Annotated in this window: 14 protein-coding genes and 1 pseudogene; 6 read left to right on the plus strand and 9 right to left on the minus strand. The window is 59.1% G+C overall.

Annotated elements, in window-relative coordinates:
* Window positions 1-1688: 1688 nt before the first annotated feature.
* From NCT04_RS33695 to NCT04_RS33730, 8 genes are read right to left on the minus strand one after another with little or no spacing between them, the layout of a single operon-like run.
* Window positions 1689-2108 carry a 2-keto-4-pentenoate hydratase gene (locus NCT04_RS33695; protein WP_350030061.1) on the minus strand — a complete coding sequence of 140 codons (420 nt, stop codon included), beginning with the start codon at window positions 2106-2108 and terminating at the stop codon, window positions 1689-1691.
* 9 nt (window positions 2109-2117) lie between these two features.
* Window positions 2118-2486: a 2-keto-4-pentenoate hydratase gene (locus NCT04_RS33700; RefSeq protein ID WP_250470147.1), complete on the minus strand. Its 369-nt coding sequence runs from the start codon at window positions 2484-2486 to the stop codon at window positions 2118-2120.
* Complete coding sequence (locus NCT04_RS33705; protein WP_284503569.1) at window positions 2483-3058, minus strand: nuclear transport factor 2 family protein; 576 nt, start codon at window positions 3056-3058, stop codon at window positions 2483-2485. Before NCT04_RS33705 ends, NCT04_RS33700 begins: the two co-directional genes overlap by 4 nt.
* 25 nt (window positions 3059-3083) lie before the next feature.
* Complete coding sequence (locus NCT04_RS33710) at window positions 3084-3527, minus strand: DUF2000 domain-containing protein (RefSeq protein ID WP_250470148.1); 444 nt, start codon at window positions 3525-3527, stop codon at window positions 3084-3086.
* 22 nt (window positions 3528-3549) lie between these two features.
* Window positions 3550-4908, minus strand: coding sequence for a pyridoxal phosphate-dependent decarboxylase family protein (locus NCT04_RS33715; RefSeq protein WP_250470149.1), 1359 nt, complete (start codon window positions 4906-4908; stop codon window positions 3550-3552).
* A 60-nt stretch (window positions 4909-4968) separates the two neighbouring features.
* On the minus strand, window positions 4969-6153 hold the full coding sequence (locus NCT04_RS33720) for a thiolase family protein (protein ID WP_250470160.1): 1185 nt from the start codon (window positions 6151-6153) through the stop codon (window positions 4969-4971).
* Window positions 6154-6184: 31 nt separating this feature from the next.
* On the minus strand, window positions 6185-7198 hold the full coding sequence (locus tag NCT04_RS33725; protein ID WP_250470150.1) for an aldo/keto reductase: 1014 nt from the start codon (window positions 7196-7198) through the stop codon (window positions 6185-6187).
* A gap of 39 nt (window positions 7199-7237) precedes the next feature.
* Window positions 7238-7636 (minus strand): MarR family winged helix-turn-helix transcriptional regulator, encoded by a 399-nt coding sequence (locus NCT04_RS33730; RefSeq protein WP_250470151.1) that lies wholly within the window; start codon window positions 7634-7636, stop codon window positions 7238-7240.
* Window positions 7637-7795: 159 nt separating this feature from the next.
* On the opposite strand from NCT04_RS33730, the gene NCT04_RS33735 reads away from it, so the two are divergent.
* The 6 genes from NCT04_RS33735 to NCT04_RS33765 all read left to right on the plus strand — a co-directional run bounded on the left by NCT04_RS33735 (window position 7796) and on the right by NCT04_RS33765 (window position 14595).
* Complete coding sequence (locus NCT04_RS33735; RefSeq protein ID WP_250470152.1) at window positions 7796-8686, plus strand: NmrA family NAD(P)-binding protein; 891 nt, start codon at window positions 7796-7798, stop codon at window positions 8684-8686.
* Window positions 8687-8743: 57 nt separating this feature from the next.
* Window positions 8744-9847: an oxidoreductase gene (locus tag NCT04_RS33740; protein WP_250470153.1), complete on the plus strand. Its 1104-nt coding sequence runs from the start codon at window positions 8744-8746 to the stop codon at window positions 9845-9847.
* Window positions 9848-9874: 27 nt separating this feature from the next.
* Window positions 9875-10246, plus strand: coding sequence for a hypothetical protein (locus NCT04_RS33745; protein ID WP_250470154.1), 372 nt, complete (start codon window positions 9875-9877; stop codon window positions 10244-10246).
* A 2-nt stretch (window positions 10247-10248) separates the two neighbouring features.
* A complete protein-coding gene (locus NCT04_RS33750; RefSeq protein WP_250470155.1) occupies window positions 10249-11217 on the plus strand; it encodes a zinc-dependent alcohol dehydrogenase family protein in 969 nt (322 codons plus the stop codon).
* Window positions 11218-11300: 83 nt separating this feature from the next.
* Window positions 11301-11723: a winged helix-turn-helix transcriptional regulator gene (locus tag NCT04_RS33755; protein ID WP_250470156.1), complete on the plus strand. Its 423-nt coding sequence runs from the start codon at window positions 11301-11303 to the stop codon at window positions 11721-11723.
* A gap of 955 nt (window positions 11724-12678) precedes the next feature.
* A complete protein-coding gene (locus NCT04_RS33765) occupies window positions 12679-14595 on the plus strand; it encodes a PAS domain-containing hybrid sensor histidine kinase/response regulator (RefSeq protein ID WP_250470157.1) in 1917 nt (638 codons plus the stop codon).
* Window positions 14596-15463: 868 nt separating this feature from the next.
* Here the strand turns inward: NCT04_RS33765 and NCT04_RS33770 are convergent.
* Window positions 15464-15832, minus strand: a pseudogene (locus NCT04_RS33770) (DUF927 domain-containing protein); the annotation flags it as partial.

The following is a 15832-nucleotide window of genomic DNA, read 5'->3' on the forward strand; positions in this document are numbered from 1 at the left end:
ACAATCGACACCGCGCAACGCCCGACCTTGCCGAATCGGTCACGTTCCCGAAATCGGCGGTCACGTTCGCCGAAATACGCAGAATGCGGCTCTTGTCGAACAGGCGGCAGCTGCGGCACAGTCTCTTGATGATCAGGCGGCGCAGCTGCAACACGCGGTGTCAATCTTCGAGATTAGAGTCGTGGAGCCGTGTTCGCAGTGATTGTGATCGGCGGGATGCGGGCGCTGTTGTCGGGGGTCCGGAGCAATGCGGACACGCGATGGCGGGAAGCTTTGCTTTGCGGGCGATGGGTTGCGGCCGATTCCTGTCTGGCTCAGGAGGGCGGGAACAGTAGCTATCGGGAGCGTCGGATAGCAGTCCGGACGTCCCCGCTGGTTGGTGAGTCAAGCTCCCGACCTGAATCTGAGTTTCGTCGCAGGTCAGTAAAGGCGTGCGGCAAGTTCTCGGCCATTGCTGACGTTCGTTGACCGCGGGCGGGACGGCTGTTCCACTCTCGACACTTGCCGTTGGTACTATGGTCTTCTCGAACTTCGGTTCGCCTCCCGACCAACGGGCGAAATCGACCCGGAACAGCCACTTAAGCGAACGAAAAGTCATCGACCGGTTCGAATGGACTTCGGACAGTCCAAAGACGATATGGGAGGTTCGGATCGCGCGATCGCTGCACAAAAGGCACGGAGGTCATGGCGTGTGCCGATCGTTCCGCTGAGCAAACGTCATGTTCTCTCGTTATCGACGTCGCGGCGCGGTCGGCGATCCGAACGGTGCGGAGGTCGTTCTAGCGTTCAGGAGGCATGCATCCTTGGACCTCGAAACGCGTTGTGCGCCGTCCGGTATGCACAACGTCGCCGTGGCGAGATGCGGAGATACCGAACTTTCAATCTGGGTCTGTATCAACAGCATACGGGAAGGGATTTCGGCACGGCCATCGGCTCAAGCCAAAAGAACTTTGAGGCCTCTTCCTGCTTCGGGCTGGGACACGCGGACAATTCGATGCGAATTCATGGTTGCTCAATGGCAGCTCAGATTGCACCTCGGCGAGATCGTCCAGAAGTCGCTCGTACGGCCGATCCGACGGAAACTTCGGCAGACTGACACGCCCTACAAATTTCTCCAGCGTAGTCCAATCCAGTACGACACGGTAGGCGTAGCATTCCAGGCCGAAATCATGAACTGTGCGAACGAGGCGACGGCGCCCTTCTCCATGCCGCGGCTTTACTCGATGCGCGCACGGCTTCAAGCAAATAAACGGCAGAATGGTCGTGCACAAGTGATGCACCCAGTCCAGGCTGTACGCGGCGCACCAATGCACCAGAGGTCGTTCTAGCGCACGCCGTTCTCGACGTGAATGCCAACATTCTCGCATTCGCCTCCAACCCGCGTATGGATGGTCGCGTTGAACCCGTCAGCAAGGCGCACGCCATCGGCTCACCATATGCAAGCGGCCGCGAGATCCGAGCGGCGCTACCACTTAGGTGATCGTCGGCGAGGCCGAAAACGGATGGATCAGCCGCAATTCCCAAAAATGCGGATGAAGCACGGTGCCATAACGGCCGGCCACAAGGCGCATGATCAGCTGCTCCACGGGGACGAAAAAGGCGTCCGCGACTTCGCCACAAATCAGTACGCGGTCCCGAAGTTAGGAGATGAGCGATGAGGCGGTAATCGATCGCAGTCTGGAGGCTAGTCAAGACTCGACACAGTGTTTGGTGATTGCCGAAGAGGTGAAACTCACCTCACCCAGGCCGGTGACGCTAGCGCGCACGTGCGCGCCCGGAGGTAGCGAAACCATTGGACCAAGCGCGCCTGTAAGGATGACCTCGCCCGCCCGGAGGAACTCGCCGCGCGTGGCGAGCTCGCGTGCCAACCAGACGGCGGCATTTAAGGGATTTTCGAGGACCGCAGCGCCGGTTCCGGTCGATGCTGGCTCGCCGTTCAGCCTGAGGACCATCTCGCAACGTTGGAGGTCAGCATCGCTCAGCGACCGGGCTTCGCCCAACACGTAGAAGGCGGCGGAGCCGTTGTCGGCAACCGTATGGGCGAACCCTATTTTCCAGTCGGCAATGCGACTGTCGACGATTTCGATGGCCGCATGCGCGCTCCGGATCGCGGCCGCCTACTTGGCCGCGGTCTGATCTGCCGCCGTCAAATCGCGCTCAAGCACGAAGGCAATCTCGCCCTCTACCTTCGGTTGCAGCATCTTCGTAAGGTCCAGCGTACCGCCGGATGGGATCGCCATGTCGTCGAAGAGGACACCAAAATCCGGCTGATCGACCCCGAGTTGCTTTTGAACCGCTTGCGCCGTCAGTCCGATCTTGCGCCCCGTGATGCGCCGGCCTTGGTCTTGCCAAAAAGCGGTGTTAATGGAGTGGACGGCATACGCACCGTCGACATCATGCGGTTCGAGTCCGTCTCGAAGCGGCGACACCGGGCCGAACGTATAAGCCTGCCGCAGGCGGCGGGCGAGATTAGCATAGCTGGTCATTGCGGGCGTGCGCTCTTGGCGAGCGGCGCTCCCAACTTCGGCATGAAAGGCGTCAAGGCAGCAGGTTCGGTGTCGCCCGGCTCAAGCCGCCGGTTAGTCATGGAGCCGCCGACATAGCGCTCAAGGATCTTCCATTCACCCTCTACGCGTCTCAGACGATCAAGCATCGGCGAATAGATCCAGATACCCGGCAGGCCGGTCTCGCTGTGTAGCACCTTGCCGCTGCCAAGCTCGCGCGCGTCGTTAATCGTGGCATAGCGGACGAGAAGATTGTGATAACGGACCGCTACCCCGTCGCCGTCGCTGTCGACGATGTGGTTGGTCGCATGGCGGCTGACGCCCGGAATGAGATATGGATAGTCGTCGTCGAAGAAGCGGCGCATCGCCTCTCGGCCGCGGATCACACCGTGAAAGTGGAAAGCGACTCCGTCCGGCAAAAATGCATCGACCATGCCGTCCACGTCCCAAGTCTCGAACAGCCAGTTGACGCGATTGACGAAATCGATGGCGCTGGCCTGATCTGCTGGCGTGGCGTGGCTTCTGACTTCGACGCGAGGAAAAGCGTTCGTCAGGTTCTCCGAACAATTGAAGTTTGCGTCAGCGTAAGAGCTTTAGCCCTTTGAGGATCTTGTCAGCCGTTTTGCGCTCACAGCGGAACGCCATTCCCACGGTGGCGAGATCGGCCGTTTCTACGGCGGCGACGGCCGCGCGGTTGTCCGCGTCGTTGAAGGTATTAAACAACTGCTCGGTGAAGACCGAGAAAGAAACATCACGTGCTCGGGCTCGGTCGGCGGTCCTTTCCATCTCGCCCGCTGAAGCGCCGAAGATCAACACAGGTTCTTGGAACATCGGCAGATAGGCGAGACCGGACGCGTCGCGATAAGGCTGACCGACGACGCCCGGCGCAGCCGCCACACCGCTGGTTGTGAAGCACGCCACGTTAAGCCGCTTCCAAGGCTCGAGATCCTCGCGCAGCACCACCACGATCTTGAAGGACGCACTATCGGCGCTGTGGCTGGCCTCTTCTAGAACGTTGTCCATCGTGTCTCCTGTCGTTACAAGTTCATGTGCGCGTGGCACGCAACTTCGTGAGCTGAACGATCAGCCGGTCGATGTCAGCGTCCTCGGTTCGCCAGGACGACACACTAAGGCGGAAAGCCGGACGGCCGCCCCATACCGATGGTCCGAACCAAGCTTCCCCGGACCTCTCCACGGCAAGCCGGATCTCCGTGGTTTCCTCGTCATCGTGACCGCGCACGAGAACCTGATTGAGGATTACGCGGTTCAGGACCTCAAACTTTGCCGCGCGCAGTCCCTCCGCAAGTCTTGAGGCTTGGGCGCAATGCCGCTCAATCAACGCCGCGACGCCGCGACGCCCCAGCGTGCGCAGGGCTGCCCAGACCGGAATGCCCCGCGGGCGGCGTGAAAACTCAAGCGTGAGATTTTTCTGCGCTTTTTTCGACCCGGCGGCATACACGGCATCGCTGTTCATTGCTTCGGCGAGCGCGTCCGGGTCGCGGCAGATTGCCATGGCGCAGTCATAGGGCGTGTTCAACCACTTATGACCGTCGGTCGTCCAGCTGTCGGCATCCTCGATCCCAGTTGTCCAATGGCGCAGGAGCGTTGACGCCCGCGCCCAAAGCCCGAACGCGCCGTCGACATGTACCCAGGCCCCAGCTGCCTTGGCGAGTGGAATGAGATCGACGAAAGGATCAAACTCGCCCGTATTAACCTCTCCGGCCTGCAGGCAGAGGATGGTGCGGCCGTCGAGCAGGGGCAGACGGTCAGGATCAATACGCCCGTGGGCGTCGGTCGGCGCCTTCTCGATCTGCGCTGAGCCGAATCCCAGGATACGTAGTGCCTTGAGTACCACGATGTGGATCTTGTCCGACACCACGACCCGGATGTTCGGTGCACCGTTGAGTCCGTGCGTCTCAAGGTCCCATCCCGCGCGGCGCAGTAGCACTTGTCTCGCGGCCGCAAGACAGGTCAGGCCGCACGCCGTCGCTGAGGTGCCGAAACCGACGGCGCTTTCCCGTGGCAAATCGAGGATGTCGAGCAGCCATTGACCAGCAACCTCCTCGACCTTGGCGCTCACCGGAGATGTCATGGCGAGGGGCGCGCCCTGATCCCACGCCAGCATCAGCCGTTCCGCCGCCGCGGCACCCGGCAGGCAGGCACCGACGACAAAGCCGTAATAGCGAGGCCCGTTCGTTGTAACCGCCGCGGGCGAGCCGACCTCGTCGAGCAGCGATAAGGTCGCGCCTGCGTCGAGGCCGCTTTCCGGCAATGGCTCATCGAAGGCAGCAAGCGCCGCGAGCGCTTCCGGTGTAGGGAAGACGCGGCGCGTCTCGACCGAACTAAGATAGGCGGCCGCGCGCCGGTCGGCGTCGGCCAGAAGAGAGAGTTCCTGATCTTTCATTTAAATGCCTGTCTGCGGCGCGGACTGCCGGCGTTCGCGCAATGGGTTGGGGATGATGGGTCACAGGGCCTCCAACGCGAGGGCGATACCCTGACCGCCGCCGATGCAAAGTGTCACGACGCCCCGTGTGATTCCGTCCAGCCGCATGGCGTGGAGCAGTTTGGTGATGAGGATTGCGCCCGTGGCGCCGATGGGATGGCCGTGCGCGACCGCGCCGCCATCGACATTAACGAGATCAAGCGGCAGGGCAAGCTCTCGGGCGACGGCGATCGGGACAACTGCAAACGCCTCATTGATCTCGATGCGTTCGATGTCGGCCAGCGTCCCGCCTGCCCGCGACAGCGCCTTATGGACGGCCGGGACCGGCCCAAGCCCGAACAATCCGGGTTCGACAGCCGCGACGCCGTACCCAGCGAGCCGACCGAGTGGCTCAAGTCCGCGTGCATCGACAAAGGCCTGGTCGGCCACGATCATCGCGGCCGCACCACTATTAAGGCCGGGCGGGTTACCCGCTGTGATTGTGCCTTCAGGCCGGAAAGCGGACCTCAGACGCGCGAGGTTCTCTGCTGTGGTCTCAGGACGCGGCGCTTCGTCGGTCTTGAAATACTCAACGCCCTTGCGTCCATGAATATCCATAGGGACGATCTGGCCGGCAAAGCGGCCTTCTTTCTGGGCCGCGGCAAAGCGTTGCTGGGACCGGGCTGCGAAGTCATCCTGCTCGGCACGAGAGATACCGGCATGGGCGACCCGGTCCTCGGTGTGCCAGCCAGAATGCTCGCCTGAAAACGCGTCGTTGAGTCCGTCGGCCAGCATGCTGTCGAGAACCTGGCCGGGACCCATACGATAGCCCCAACGGCCGCCGTCGAGCAGGTACGGAGCCCTGTCCATGTTCTCCATGCCGCCAGCGACGGCCACGTCATAGTCCCCTGCCAGGATTTCGGCCGCCGCCGTTAGCACGGCCTGCGCGCCCGATCCGCAGACGCGGTTCACTGTCAGCGCCGGCACTGACACCGGCACGCCTGCGCCAATCGCAGCTTGGCGGCCCGGGTTCATACGGTTCCCTGCCTGGATCACATTTCCCATCACCACCGCGCCGAGAAGCCCGCCGTCGAGTGCGCCGCGACGCAGGGTTTCCCGAATGACATGGGCGCCGAGCTCGGTTGCTGGCACGCCCTTCAGTGCCCCGTTGAACGCGCCAATGGCCGTGCGCACGGGATGGGCGAGAGTAATCTCACGGCTCGTCATAGCAATCTTCGAAGACAAGAAACTTCCTGGGTCAGGCGACCGGGACCGCCGGGGGCACAAGCCCGGACAAGTCCAACGCTGCCGCAGACTCGCCCATCTCTTTTTTCGCTTCGCTTGCGCGGTCTAGACGGGCAAGATGCTCAGTCGACAATGCGAGAGTTGCAGCGCCGAGATTGCTGGTCAGTTGCGCCATCGTGCGTGGACCGATGATCGGCAGTGCGCCGCGATGCGCGGCCCAGGCAATCGCAACTTGTTCGGGTGTGACGTGAATGTCCTCGGCAACACCAAGAACAGCATCAAGCGTCGCCGTGCGCAGCGCCGACGTCTCGGCCTGAAACACCTTGCCGCCGAAAGCCTGAAGGCGCCCGGCTTCTCCCTTCCGATATTTGCCGGTTAGCATGCCGCCGCCAAGCGGCGACCATGTCACCGGCGCCAGCGCCAGCGCGTGGCAGGCCGGCAGGACATCGGTTTCCGGTTCGCGATGCACAAGGCTGTACTCGAACTGAGCGGCGGCAATCGGAACCGCGCGGGTCAGCTCTGCCATGGTCACAGCCCGGGCCAGCCGCCAAGCCGGAAAGTTTGACAAGCCCGCATACAGGACCTTGCCGGCGCGGGCGAGGTCATCGAGACCGCGGACGATCTCCTCAGTCGGTGTTAGCTCGTCTGGATTGTGAACCCAAAGGAGATCGATACGATCGGTCTTCAAGCGCTTGAGGCTGGCTTCGACCGAAGTGGCCATCGCACGGCGGTTGTTGCCGGTCACAAGACGGTTTGGCTCCGGCGTCGAACCATATGTGAATTTGGTAGCGAGCAGAAAGTCGTCGCGTCGACCGTCAAGTAGGGTTCCCAGAATCTCTTCGGACTGGCCGAACTGATAAACGTCGGCCGTATCAATAAAGTTGCCACCAGCTGCCGCATAGGCGTCGAGGATCGTGGCGCTCTCGGCTTCGTCGGCGCCATGGCCCCATCTTGTGCCAAAGTTTGCCGTCCCCAGTGCTATTTGCGAAACCCGGACGCCGGTCTGGCCGAGCAAGTTGAACCTCATGTCAACTCCCGTGCGGGTATATACCCGTTTTTCTTAGAATCAAATAGCCTCGAGCACCGCATTCAACGCATTAATGTTCTCTGCGCCCAGTCGGGCAGCAAAATCCTTTTGCGTTTCTTCCCAGATTGGCTGCGCGTCTGTCAGACGAGCGAGTCCCTCTGCAGTCAGCGCCACGAGTGCTTCTCGCTGGTCCGCCTCGCCCCGCCCGGTTGCCACCAAGCCCATGCGTTCCAGAACCCGCACGTTACGTCCAACTGTCGAACGTTCCAACTCCGTCACTTGGCCGAGTTCGGTAAGACTTATTTGCTGCCGCTCTGCAATCGACCGAAGCAGAAAATACTGTCCGATGTTGATGCCAAAAGGTTCCAGCGCCGCATCATAAGCAGCCGATAGGCGTCGCGTCGCCAAACGAAGATTGGTGCAGAAGCAAGGTGTCATAGGACGCGAGCATATACCCGCATATCGAATGTTGTCTACTGCAAAATGACCGCGGTGAAGGTGAAAAAAAGGTTACCAAGTCTTCAAAAACTGCCTCCTTCCGACTCGCTTGTTTAGGTCTCATACTAAGACTTAGTACTTAAAAGAGACCGTAAAGACATGGAAAAGCAAGCCATTCTTGTCACCGGCGCAAGCGGTGCGCTGGGACAAATTGTCTGTCATGACCTCCTTACGGCCAGGCAGACTCACCTCATTGCCGCTACCCGGACCCCTGGGAGATTAGCTTCGCTTGCTGAGTCGGGAGTCGAGGTCCGACGCGCCGATTTCGACGATCCGTCGACCTTGCAGACGGCCTTCGCTGGGGCCGACCGCGCCCTGATCATCTCGACGGACGAACTCATCACCCCCGGACAGCGTCAGCGCCAGCACGCCGCGGCGCTAGCAGCTGCTAAACGCTGTGGCGTACGGCACGTCGCCTATACCTCGATGCCCAACCCGATGACCAGCGCCGCGATCCCATTTGCTGCCGATCATGCTGCGATGGAGGCGGACCTGCGCACCAGCGGTCTCGAATATTCAAGCTTACGCATCAGTTGGTACCAGGAGAACCTGCTCGCCTATCTTCCCGCGATCGTTCTTGACGGCGTGTGGTGGACGGCCGCAGGGACAGGGCGTATCGCTTATGTCGCTCGGGCAGACGCGGCGGCCGTCGCCGCCCGGGTAGTCACCCAAGACCATGGGCTTGGGGAGCTCGATGTCGCTGGTCCGGAGGCTCTCACGATCGACGAGATAGCGGAGCTGGTCAGCGAAGCGACTGGTAGACCGCTGCGTGTCGAGCATGTTGGTCAGGAGCGGCTGAAAGCCGAGCTGGATCGCCAGGGCGTGCCCGCGGCGGTCATTTCCATGATTGTCGTCACTGAAGCGAATCAGGCGGCAGGGCAGTTCAGCGCCTCCACCCACGCCGTACACGCGCTCGTCGGTCAACAGCCCAAACGGCTTGCCGCGTTCTTTCGCGACCATGTCGGGCTGCTGCTCGGCAGCCCGAGCTGAGCGCTTCACCACCGCCTGGTTCGGCCGTTCTTTTCACTTTGACACAACTCAAAAGCCATGACTGACGTTCTGTTCTCCCCTTTCTCGATCAAAAGCCTTTCCTTAAAAAATCGCCTTGCCATGTCGGCGATGACGCGCGGGTTCAGCGCAGGTGGCATCCCTGGCGAGGATGTCGCCGCCTATTACCGGACGCGCGCCGAAGGCGGTGTCGGGATGATCATCACGGAAGCAGTCGCCGTCGATCGCAAAGCGGCAGCCGAAGTGCCAGGAATTCCGGTTTTCCATAACCGCGATGCCCAGGAGGCCTGGTCGGCCGTTGTGGCAGGCGTGCACGACGCCGGCGGAAAGATCGCCGCTCAGTTGCACCACGCCGGCGCCCTGCGAGACCCTGTGAAGATGGAAGCCCCTGACGTCGCTAACGACGAACCCAACACGATGTCGGAAAGCGACATCCTTGATACGATCAAAGCCTTCGCGGGCGCCGCGCGCAGCGCCAAGTCACTGGGGTTCGACGCCGTTGAAGTGCATGGCGCCAATGGCAACCTGATTGACCAGTTCCTTTGGGAAGGCCGCAACACCCGGAGCGACCGTTGGGGTGGCGATATCGTTGCCCGCACAACTTTCGCAGCCGAGATCCTGCGTGCTATTCGTTCTGAGGTTGGCGACGACTTTCCGATCCTGTTTCGCATATCACAATTCAAACAGGGGGCGTTCGACGCAAAAATCGCGAACACGCCCGAGGAGTTCGGCACTATCGTGTCGACACTTTCTCACGCGGGCGTCGATGCCTTTCACGCGTCGCAGCGCCGCTTCTGGGAGCCCGCCTTCGATGGCTCTGACCTTAACCTCGCCGGATGGGCCAAACGCCTCAGCGGCAAGCCTGCAATCACTGTTGGCTCTGTCGGCCTCAACGGCCCCGATATCACCGATCTGTTGACGGGCAAGGGTGCCAATGCGGGGCCTGCCGGGCTCGATCGGCTGCGTGAACGGATCGCGCAAGGCGACTTCGATCTTGTTGCCGTCGGTCGAGCGCTGTTGACTGATCCGTGTTGGGCGAACAAAGTGCGCGAAGGCCGTTTGCAGGATTTGCGAGGTTTCGACCTAGCCTCGCTCCATAAATTGGTTGTCGATGACCCGGCCTTTCCTTCCGTCCAAATCTAACTTCATTCGGCACAAAAGGAGCCTGTTATGGCAGAGCAAACGAAGCACCACCCTTTCATCGAAGATCTCGGCGATGGTGTCACCTTGGAGTCTTCCATCTTGCGTAAGACTATTCGAGGCAAGGAACTGGTACTCAAGGTGGTCAAGGCCGGCGCCACTCAGTACGCAACCCAGACACCGCGTTTTCTGGGATCGATGGGCGAGCGGTCTTTCTTCGAGTACGACGCCAACCTGGTTGACGGCCGCTCGGCTGTTGGCCTCGTCTCAATCCTGCGCAACCGGGCTGGCGAGGTGACTAACCTCAACATCACTTTCAGCCCGCTTGATGCCGTCCTGTCCATTGCAGCAGGAGTTCGAGACAAGCTCAGCCACGAGCTTGGCGCAGAGTTGTTCCTCTAACCATGAACACCGTCCAGCTAATCGCCTACGGTGATAAAAACATCGTCCTTCGGGACGTCGACGAGCCCTCGCAACCGGGCGCCGGCGAGGTTCTCGTGCAGGTCCGCTTCGCACCGATCAACTTTAACGATCTTATGGTCGCCTGGGGTGTCTACGATTGGAAACCGGATTTGCCGGAGGTCCTCGGTAACGAGGGCGCCGGCGTGGTTCTTGCGATTGGCGAAGGCGTAACAGACCTTCACCCCGGCACGCCGGTCGTATTACCATTCATGGCAAGGAGCTGGCGCGAGCGCATGGTCGTCAGCGCAAAGGAACTGATACCGCTGCCGCCAGATGCCGACCTGCAGCAGGCGGCCATGGCGACCATTAACGCGGTCACGGCGGCCCTTCTGCTTGACGTCTATGTCAACCTTCAGCCCGGCGACGCTGTAATTTACAACGCCGCTTCGTCAGGGCTCGGCCATTGGATCGCGGGCCTTGCTTCCCGGCGGGGCTTGCGCACAATCGGCCTTGTCCGGAAGCCGAAGGATGTGGCGCAGGTGCGCGCGAGTAGCGGTTGCGACATCGTCCTCGTCGACGAAGACGGGCTGTCGGCCGACGACCCACGTATTGTGGGGCTTAAGATCCGGCTGGCGCTCGACGGCGTCGGCGGCGCCTCCGCCGGACGGCTCGCCGCGCTTCTCAGCCTCGATGGCGTTCTCGTGGCCTATGGCGCTGCGAGCCACGAGCCTATGCACATCTCCGCCCAGCACCTGATCTTCAAACGGATATCCGTCTGCGGCTTCTTCGAGGGCCATCCCAAGCACCGGGCCAAAATCCCGGAGACCCTTACCGGGTTGGTTGATCTGCTCCGCCCCGGCGGTATTCAGCAGCCCGTCGCCGCTGTGTATCCGGTGACCGCCATCGAGACAGCCGTCGAGCATGCGGTCAAGGGAGGCAAGGTCCTGCTGGAGTTCGGGGCATTGGAATGACGGAAGCTGGCGAGCAAATATCCGTTGATCATGTCTTCAGGACGTGGTCTTCTTTGGATACCTTGTAACTATTCGAAGATGGCATGCTTGAGCGACCTGAAAACAGCGATACGTCGGAGCTTATCGAAAGCTTCAAACGTTGGGTAGCGATGCCCGTTATCGCCCCTCAATGCCCCGTCCGCGACGTGCTGGACCGTCTCGGCGAGAAATGGAGCACCCTCATCGTAATGGCTTTGGCCGAAAGGCCGCGGCGTTTCGCCGAATTCGCGAGACTCATCCCGGATATATCCAAAAGGTCGCTCACCCACTCGCTGCGCAATCTTGAAGAAGACGGGATCATCACGCGGCATGTATTTCCAACGAAACCGGTTTCCGTCGAATACCGTCTATCCGACCTTGGTCATTCCATGCTGGCCCCACTCGCGACCCTTGTTGCTTGGGCCGAGCAAAATCACCCGGTCATAAAAGCGGCGCGTCTGCGCTATCAGGAAAAGCAAACGCGCTAGCAGACTGTTTCCCAGCCACGCCTTTTTATCCGCCTGCTTGATCCAGTACTTGTGGCGGCGGGGGCCGAAACCGTGCAACGCCACGTGTGCGTCTGCCATGGAAACATTTAGACGCGATTCACAAAGCCGCTTATGAGAGATGCGAGCGGCATCTAAACGATCAGCAAGCTCTTCATCATTCGATTGATCGCCCCACAGCGCGCATTGCAACCTTTACCCCGCCAAGTCGTCAATCCTCACGTAACGAACGGAGGATGCGCAAGCACGCGGACCTGCTGCCGGAGCATTTGCGCAATCGTCCGGGTTCACTCAACCCGGCTCCTGCCGAACCTATTCGTCGGCGGCCTGGTCGTCACAAATGGAGTTTTGCCGATCGCCATCTCGGCTGATCACCGGTTACACAAGGTAGCGATTTCTATTTCGATACTTCTGGGGAAATTATGGGCGGCATTGCCAGCAATCTTGAATTGATTCGGCCGCGCCGGCTACCTACGCTGCGCCAACGAATATTGTGATCGCTGGACGTTCCGTAGCTGGGCATCGTGGTTGTGTGGTTCAATGACCGCTTTCGGTGTTATATCGACTCCCGAATGTCCAGATGCGTCATCAGGTGGATGTCGCTTACTGGCCGGTAGTGCTCGTTTGCACGAACACCACGACGTTGACAATGGAGACTTCCGGCATCGGCACGGCGGCACGCTGATTCAACTGATGCTATCGGCCAATTTCTGTCACTCACCGCAGTTGCGCTGTGGTCACCCGAAAAGCTGATTTGCTCCGAAACCCGCCAATGCGAAGCGGGCTTCCACCGGCAACTCCGGAAACTCCTGCCGCTTCTAAAGCGCATCGGCTTAGGTAGTCGCCGGCATCGTCGAGGAATTGTTTTTGCTTTAATTAGCGGGTCTTGCGCCCGTCAAAGTGACGGCCCGACAAACCTAAAGGGGCCGTTACGACAATGCTAGATCCGCACCTTTTTCAAATTGTGTTTAACAGTTTGCCGTCTGGAAATTACCTGCTATCGCCCACCCCCGAGGCGAAAATTCTCGCCGTTAATGACGCATTTCTCCAGGCGTCATCACGCACACGAGAGGAGTTGGTGGGAATGAGTTTGTTCGATGCTTTTCCAGGAGACCCCGACGATGGCGAGGATACCGGAGAGCTAGCACTCCGGCAGTCGCTCGCACGCGTGCTTGAGTCCGGAAAATCCGATCAGCTCCCAGCACAACGCTATCCTATACGTATCGAAGATTCGGGCGGACACGTGGCTTATGAAGAACGCTTCTGGGCCGCAACAAATACCCCGATATTCGACGGAACTGGCCGAATCGCTTGCGTTCTACATACGACAACCGATATCACAAAGCAGTACGTTTTTCAAAGTGCACAAATGGAGAGTGAGAAGCGTTTTCGCGCTCTCTCCAATGCAACAGAGGAGGTCATCTATCGCATCAACCCTGATTGGACGCAATTAAACCAGCTAGAAGGACGCGGTTTTCTGAAGGACGTCTTTGAAACCGACCCGAATTGGCTGGACAACTTCATTCCTCCAGACGACCAGGAAATGCTTCAGGCAGCGGTAAATGAAGCGATTCGGACTAGAACCGTGTATCACCTAGAACACCGCGTGAGGCGAGCAAGCGGAGGGGTTGGTTGGGTTATTTCACGAGCGGTCCCAATGCTGAACGAGGCGGGTGAGATCTATGAATGGATCGGGGCAGCTAGCGATATAACCGCACGCAAGGAGGCAGAGCATGCGCTTAAGGAAGCTGACCGACGCAAAGATGAGTTTCTTGCAATGCTGGCTCATGAGCTTCGCAATCCGTTAGCGCCGATCACAACCGCTATCACATTGATGGAGCGGGAAGACCATAAGTGTCAATTGGAACTTGTCGGCATGGTCCGTCGTCAAGTCGATCATCTGACCCGTTTAGTAGACGATTTATTGGACGTCTCGCGAATCACGCATGGCCGCATCAAACTTCGCTTGACGCCGCTTATTGTCGGGTCGGCTGTGTATGGAGCTGTGGAAACTGTAGCCTCGATGACGTCGGCACGAAAGCAAAACGTTACGGTACAACTACCGCCAGATCCCATCTGGATTTGTGTGGACGCCGCCAGGCTTTCTCAGATACTCGTCAATGTGCTTAACAACGCTTGCAAATACACGCAGGAGGGAGGGCGTGTTGAGATCGCGGTATCCAATTCAAGCGCTGTCGCTTTCATCAAGATCAGTGATAACGGGAGCGGAATATCTCCTGCACTACTTCCGTACATATTCGATCTTTTTTCTCAAGGCGAGCGGACTCTTGATCGGTCCGAGGGCGGCCTTGGTATCGGACTTTCGCTGGTCAAGCGCCTGGTGCATTTGCATAAGGGAGGCATTACCGTGGAAAGTCCTGGTCCTGGCCAAGGAACAACAGTCACGATCAGCTTTCCGCTTTTGCAACATACAGGTGCCGACATTACTCAGACTTCGACACATTCCGTTAAGTCTATAGTTCCTGCTCGCTCTGGACGGGTGCTTATTGTCGATGACAACCACGATGCGGCTGACTCGCTGGGCTTATTGTGCGAAGCAGAACAACACGATGTAACTGTAGTTTACGATTCGCACTCAGCAATTCAGGCGGCGGAGCTTCGCCAATTCGACGCGGCACTGCTTGATATTGGACTTCCGGACATGGACGGGTACCAATTAGCTGGGCAGATACGAAAGAAAGGAGAGGTAAAACCGGTACTGATTGCCGTTACTGGCTACGGCCAGGAGGAAGACCGGTTGCGAACCACGGCCGCAGGGTTTGACCATCACTTAGTGAAGCCGGTCGACATAGATCGGTTGTTAAAGCTCCTTGATGCCGCCCGTCTTAAGTAAGAAAGTGCTGAATGCCGTGCGGCGAAGAATAACCACGGTAACTTTCGCGAAGTACGATCCGTTTTCGCTCCGAAAACCGAGGCTCGCTGCGCCGTGTCGCGAACGCTAGCAACGCTGCTCAACTGCAGCCGTACGACGACAAAATTGGTAGCGTGGCTGAGGCCGACAACGCCTTGTCAAGTATCGTGAGCGACTGGCCGGTGCATTCCACGAAGAGACGCTCGATGTACGAGCAGGCGAGCGGCCGAAAGGGGTCGGCAAGACTCATTCGCAGTTCGCAGAAGCCGACATTCAAGGGCGCCGCATCGTCAATGACGGCAAGGCGACGTGGAGCGGCCGGTCGGCGGCTGAACGCTTAACGACCGCGAAGGCCGAAAATCGGACTTGCGGTGAACATTAAAACAGGGAAGGATGCAATTAAGCGTGGCAACAAGCAACACCTCTACCAAAGCTAGTTATCGTTAGGTTGCAGGCGGAGTTGATCGGCGACGCTTCAAGCGTGCAAATTCATTCAATGGACAGAGGTCCTTGCGCCTCCCGCTTTATGTTTAAGGCCTGCCCCGTGACGGGCTAAAGATCTATTCAGAATAAACCTGTGTACATGCTGCATTTTTAGGGTTACGCGGGTCACATGGGTTACGGGTTCGCAAACTATTGATTTCATTGATAAATTTGAGTTACCCATTTCGTAACCCGCCCAGATGCGTAACCCGTTTATGGGTTACAAGGGCTCCAGGTGTAACCCGTTTGAATTGCGATGGGTTACGCTTTTCTCAAAGCGGGTTACGCTGAAACCCTTATGCAGCAAGGCTCCACAACTGCGTAACCCGCGTAACCCATGTAACCCGTGCTTTTCAATGTGTGCCTGCTATTTCCACATTTCTGCAGTGAAGACGTAGACCTTCGTTGGGCCTTTTTCTGGAATTCGCTCGGCGCGGACTGAACGACCGTCAGCGGAAGGACGAATCCAACCTTCCGCAGCAAGTGCCTTTGCAACCGAACGAGCATCGTAACCGCTGCAAATTTCCCGCTTGAAGATCTCCGGAAATACTAGGTATTCGACAGATCCTTCGCTTTTGCGACGATAGCCCGCTCGATTAATCGTTGGCCTTTCCGACCCATCATTCAGATCGGTGAAACGCGACTCCTCATGAGCTTCAAAGAACGCTTTGACGTGGGAAAGGATTGCCGCGTGCTCGTGATTGCCTGCGCCGCCTCGGTTCTCTAGCCATGCTCG

This window comes from Caballeronia sp. GAFFF2 (assembly GCF_023631485.1).
In the GTDB taxonomy this organism is placed as follows: Bacteria; Pseudomonadota; Gammaproteobacteria; order Burkholderiales; family Burkholderiaceae; genus Caballeronia.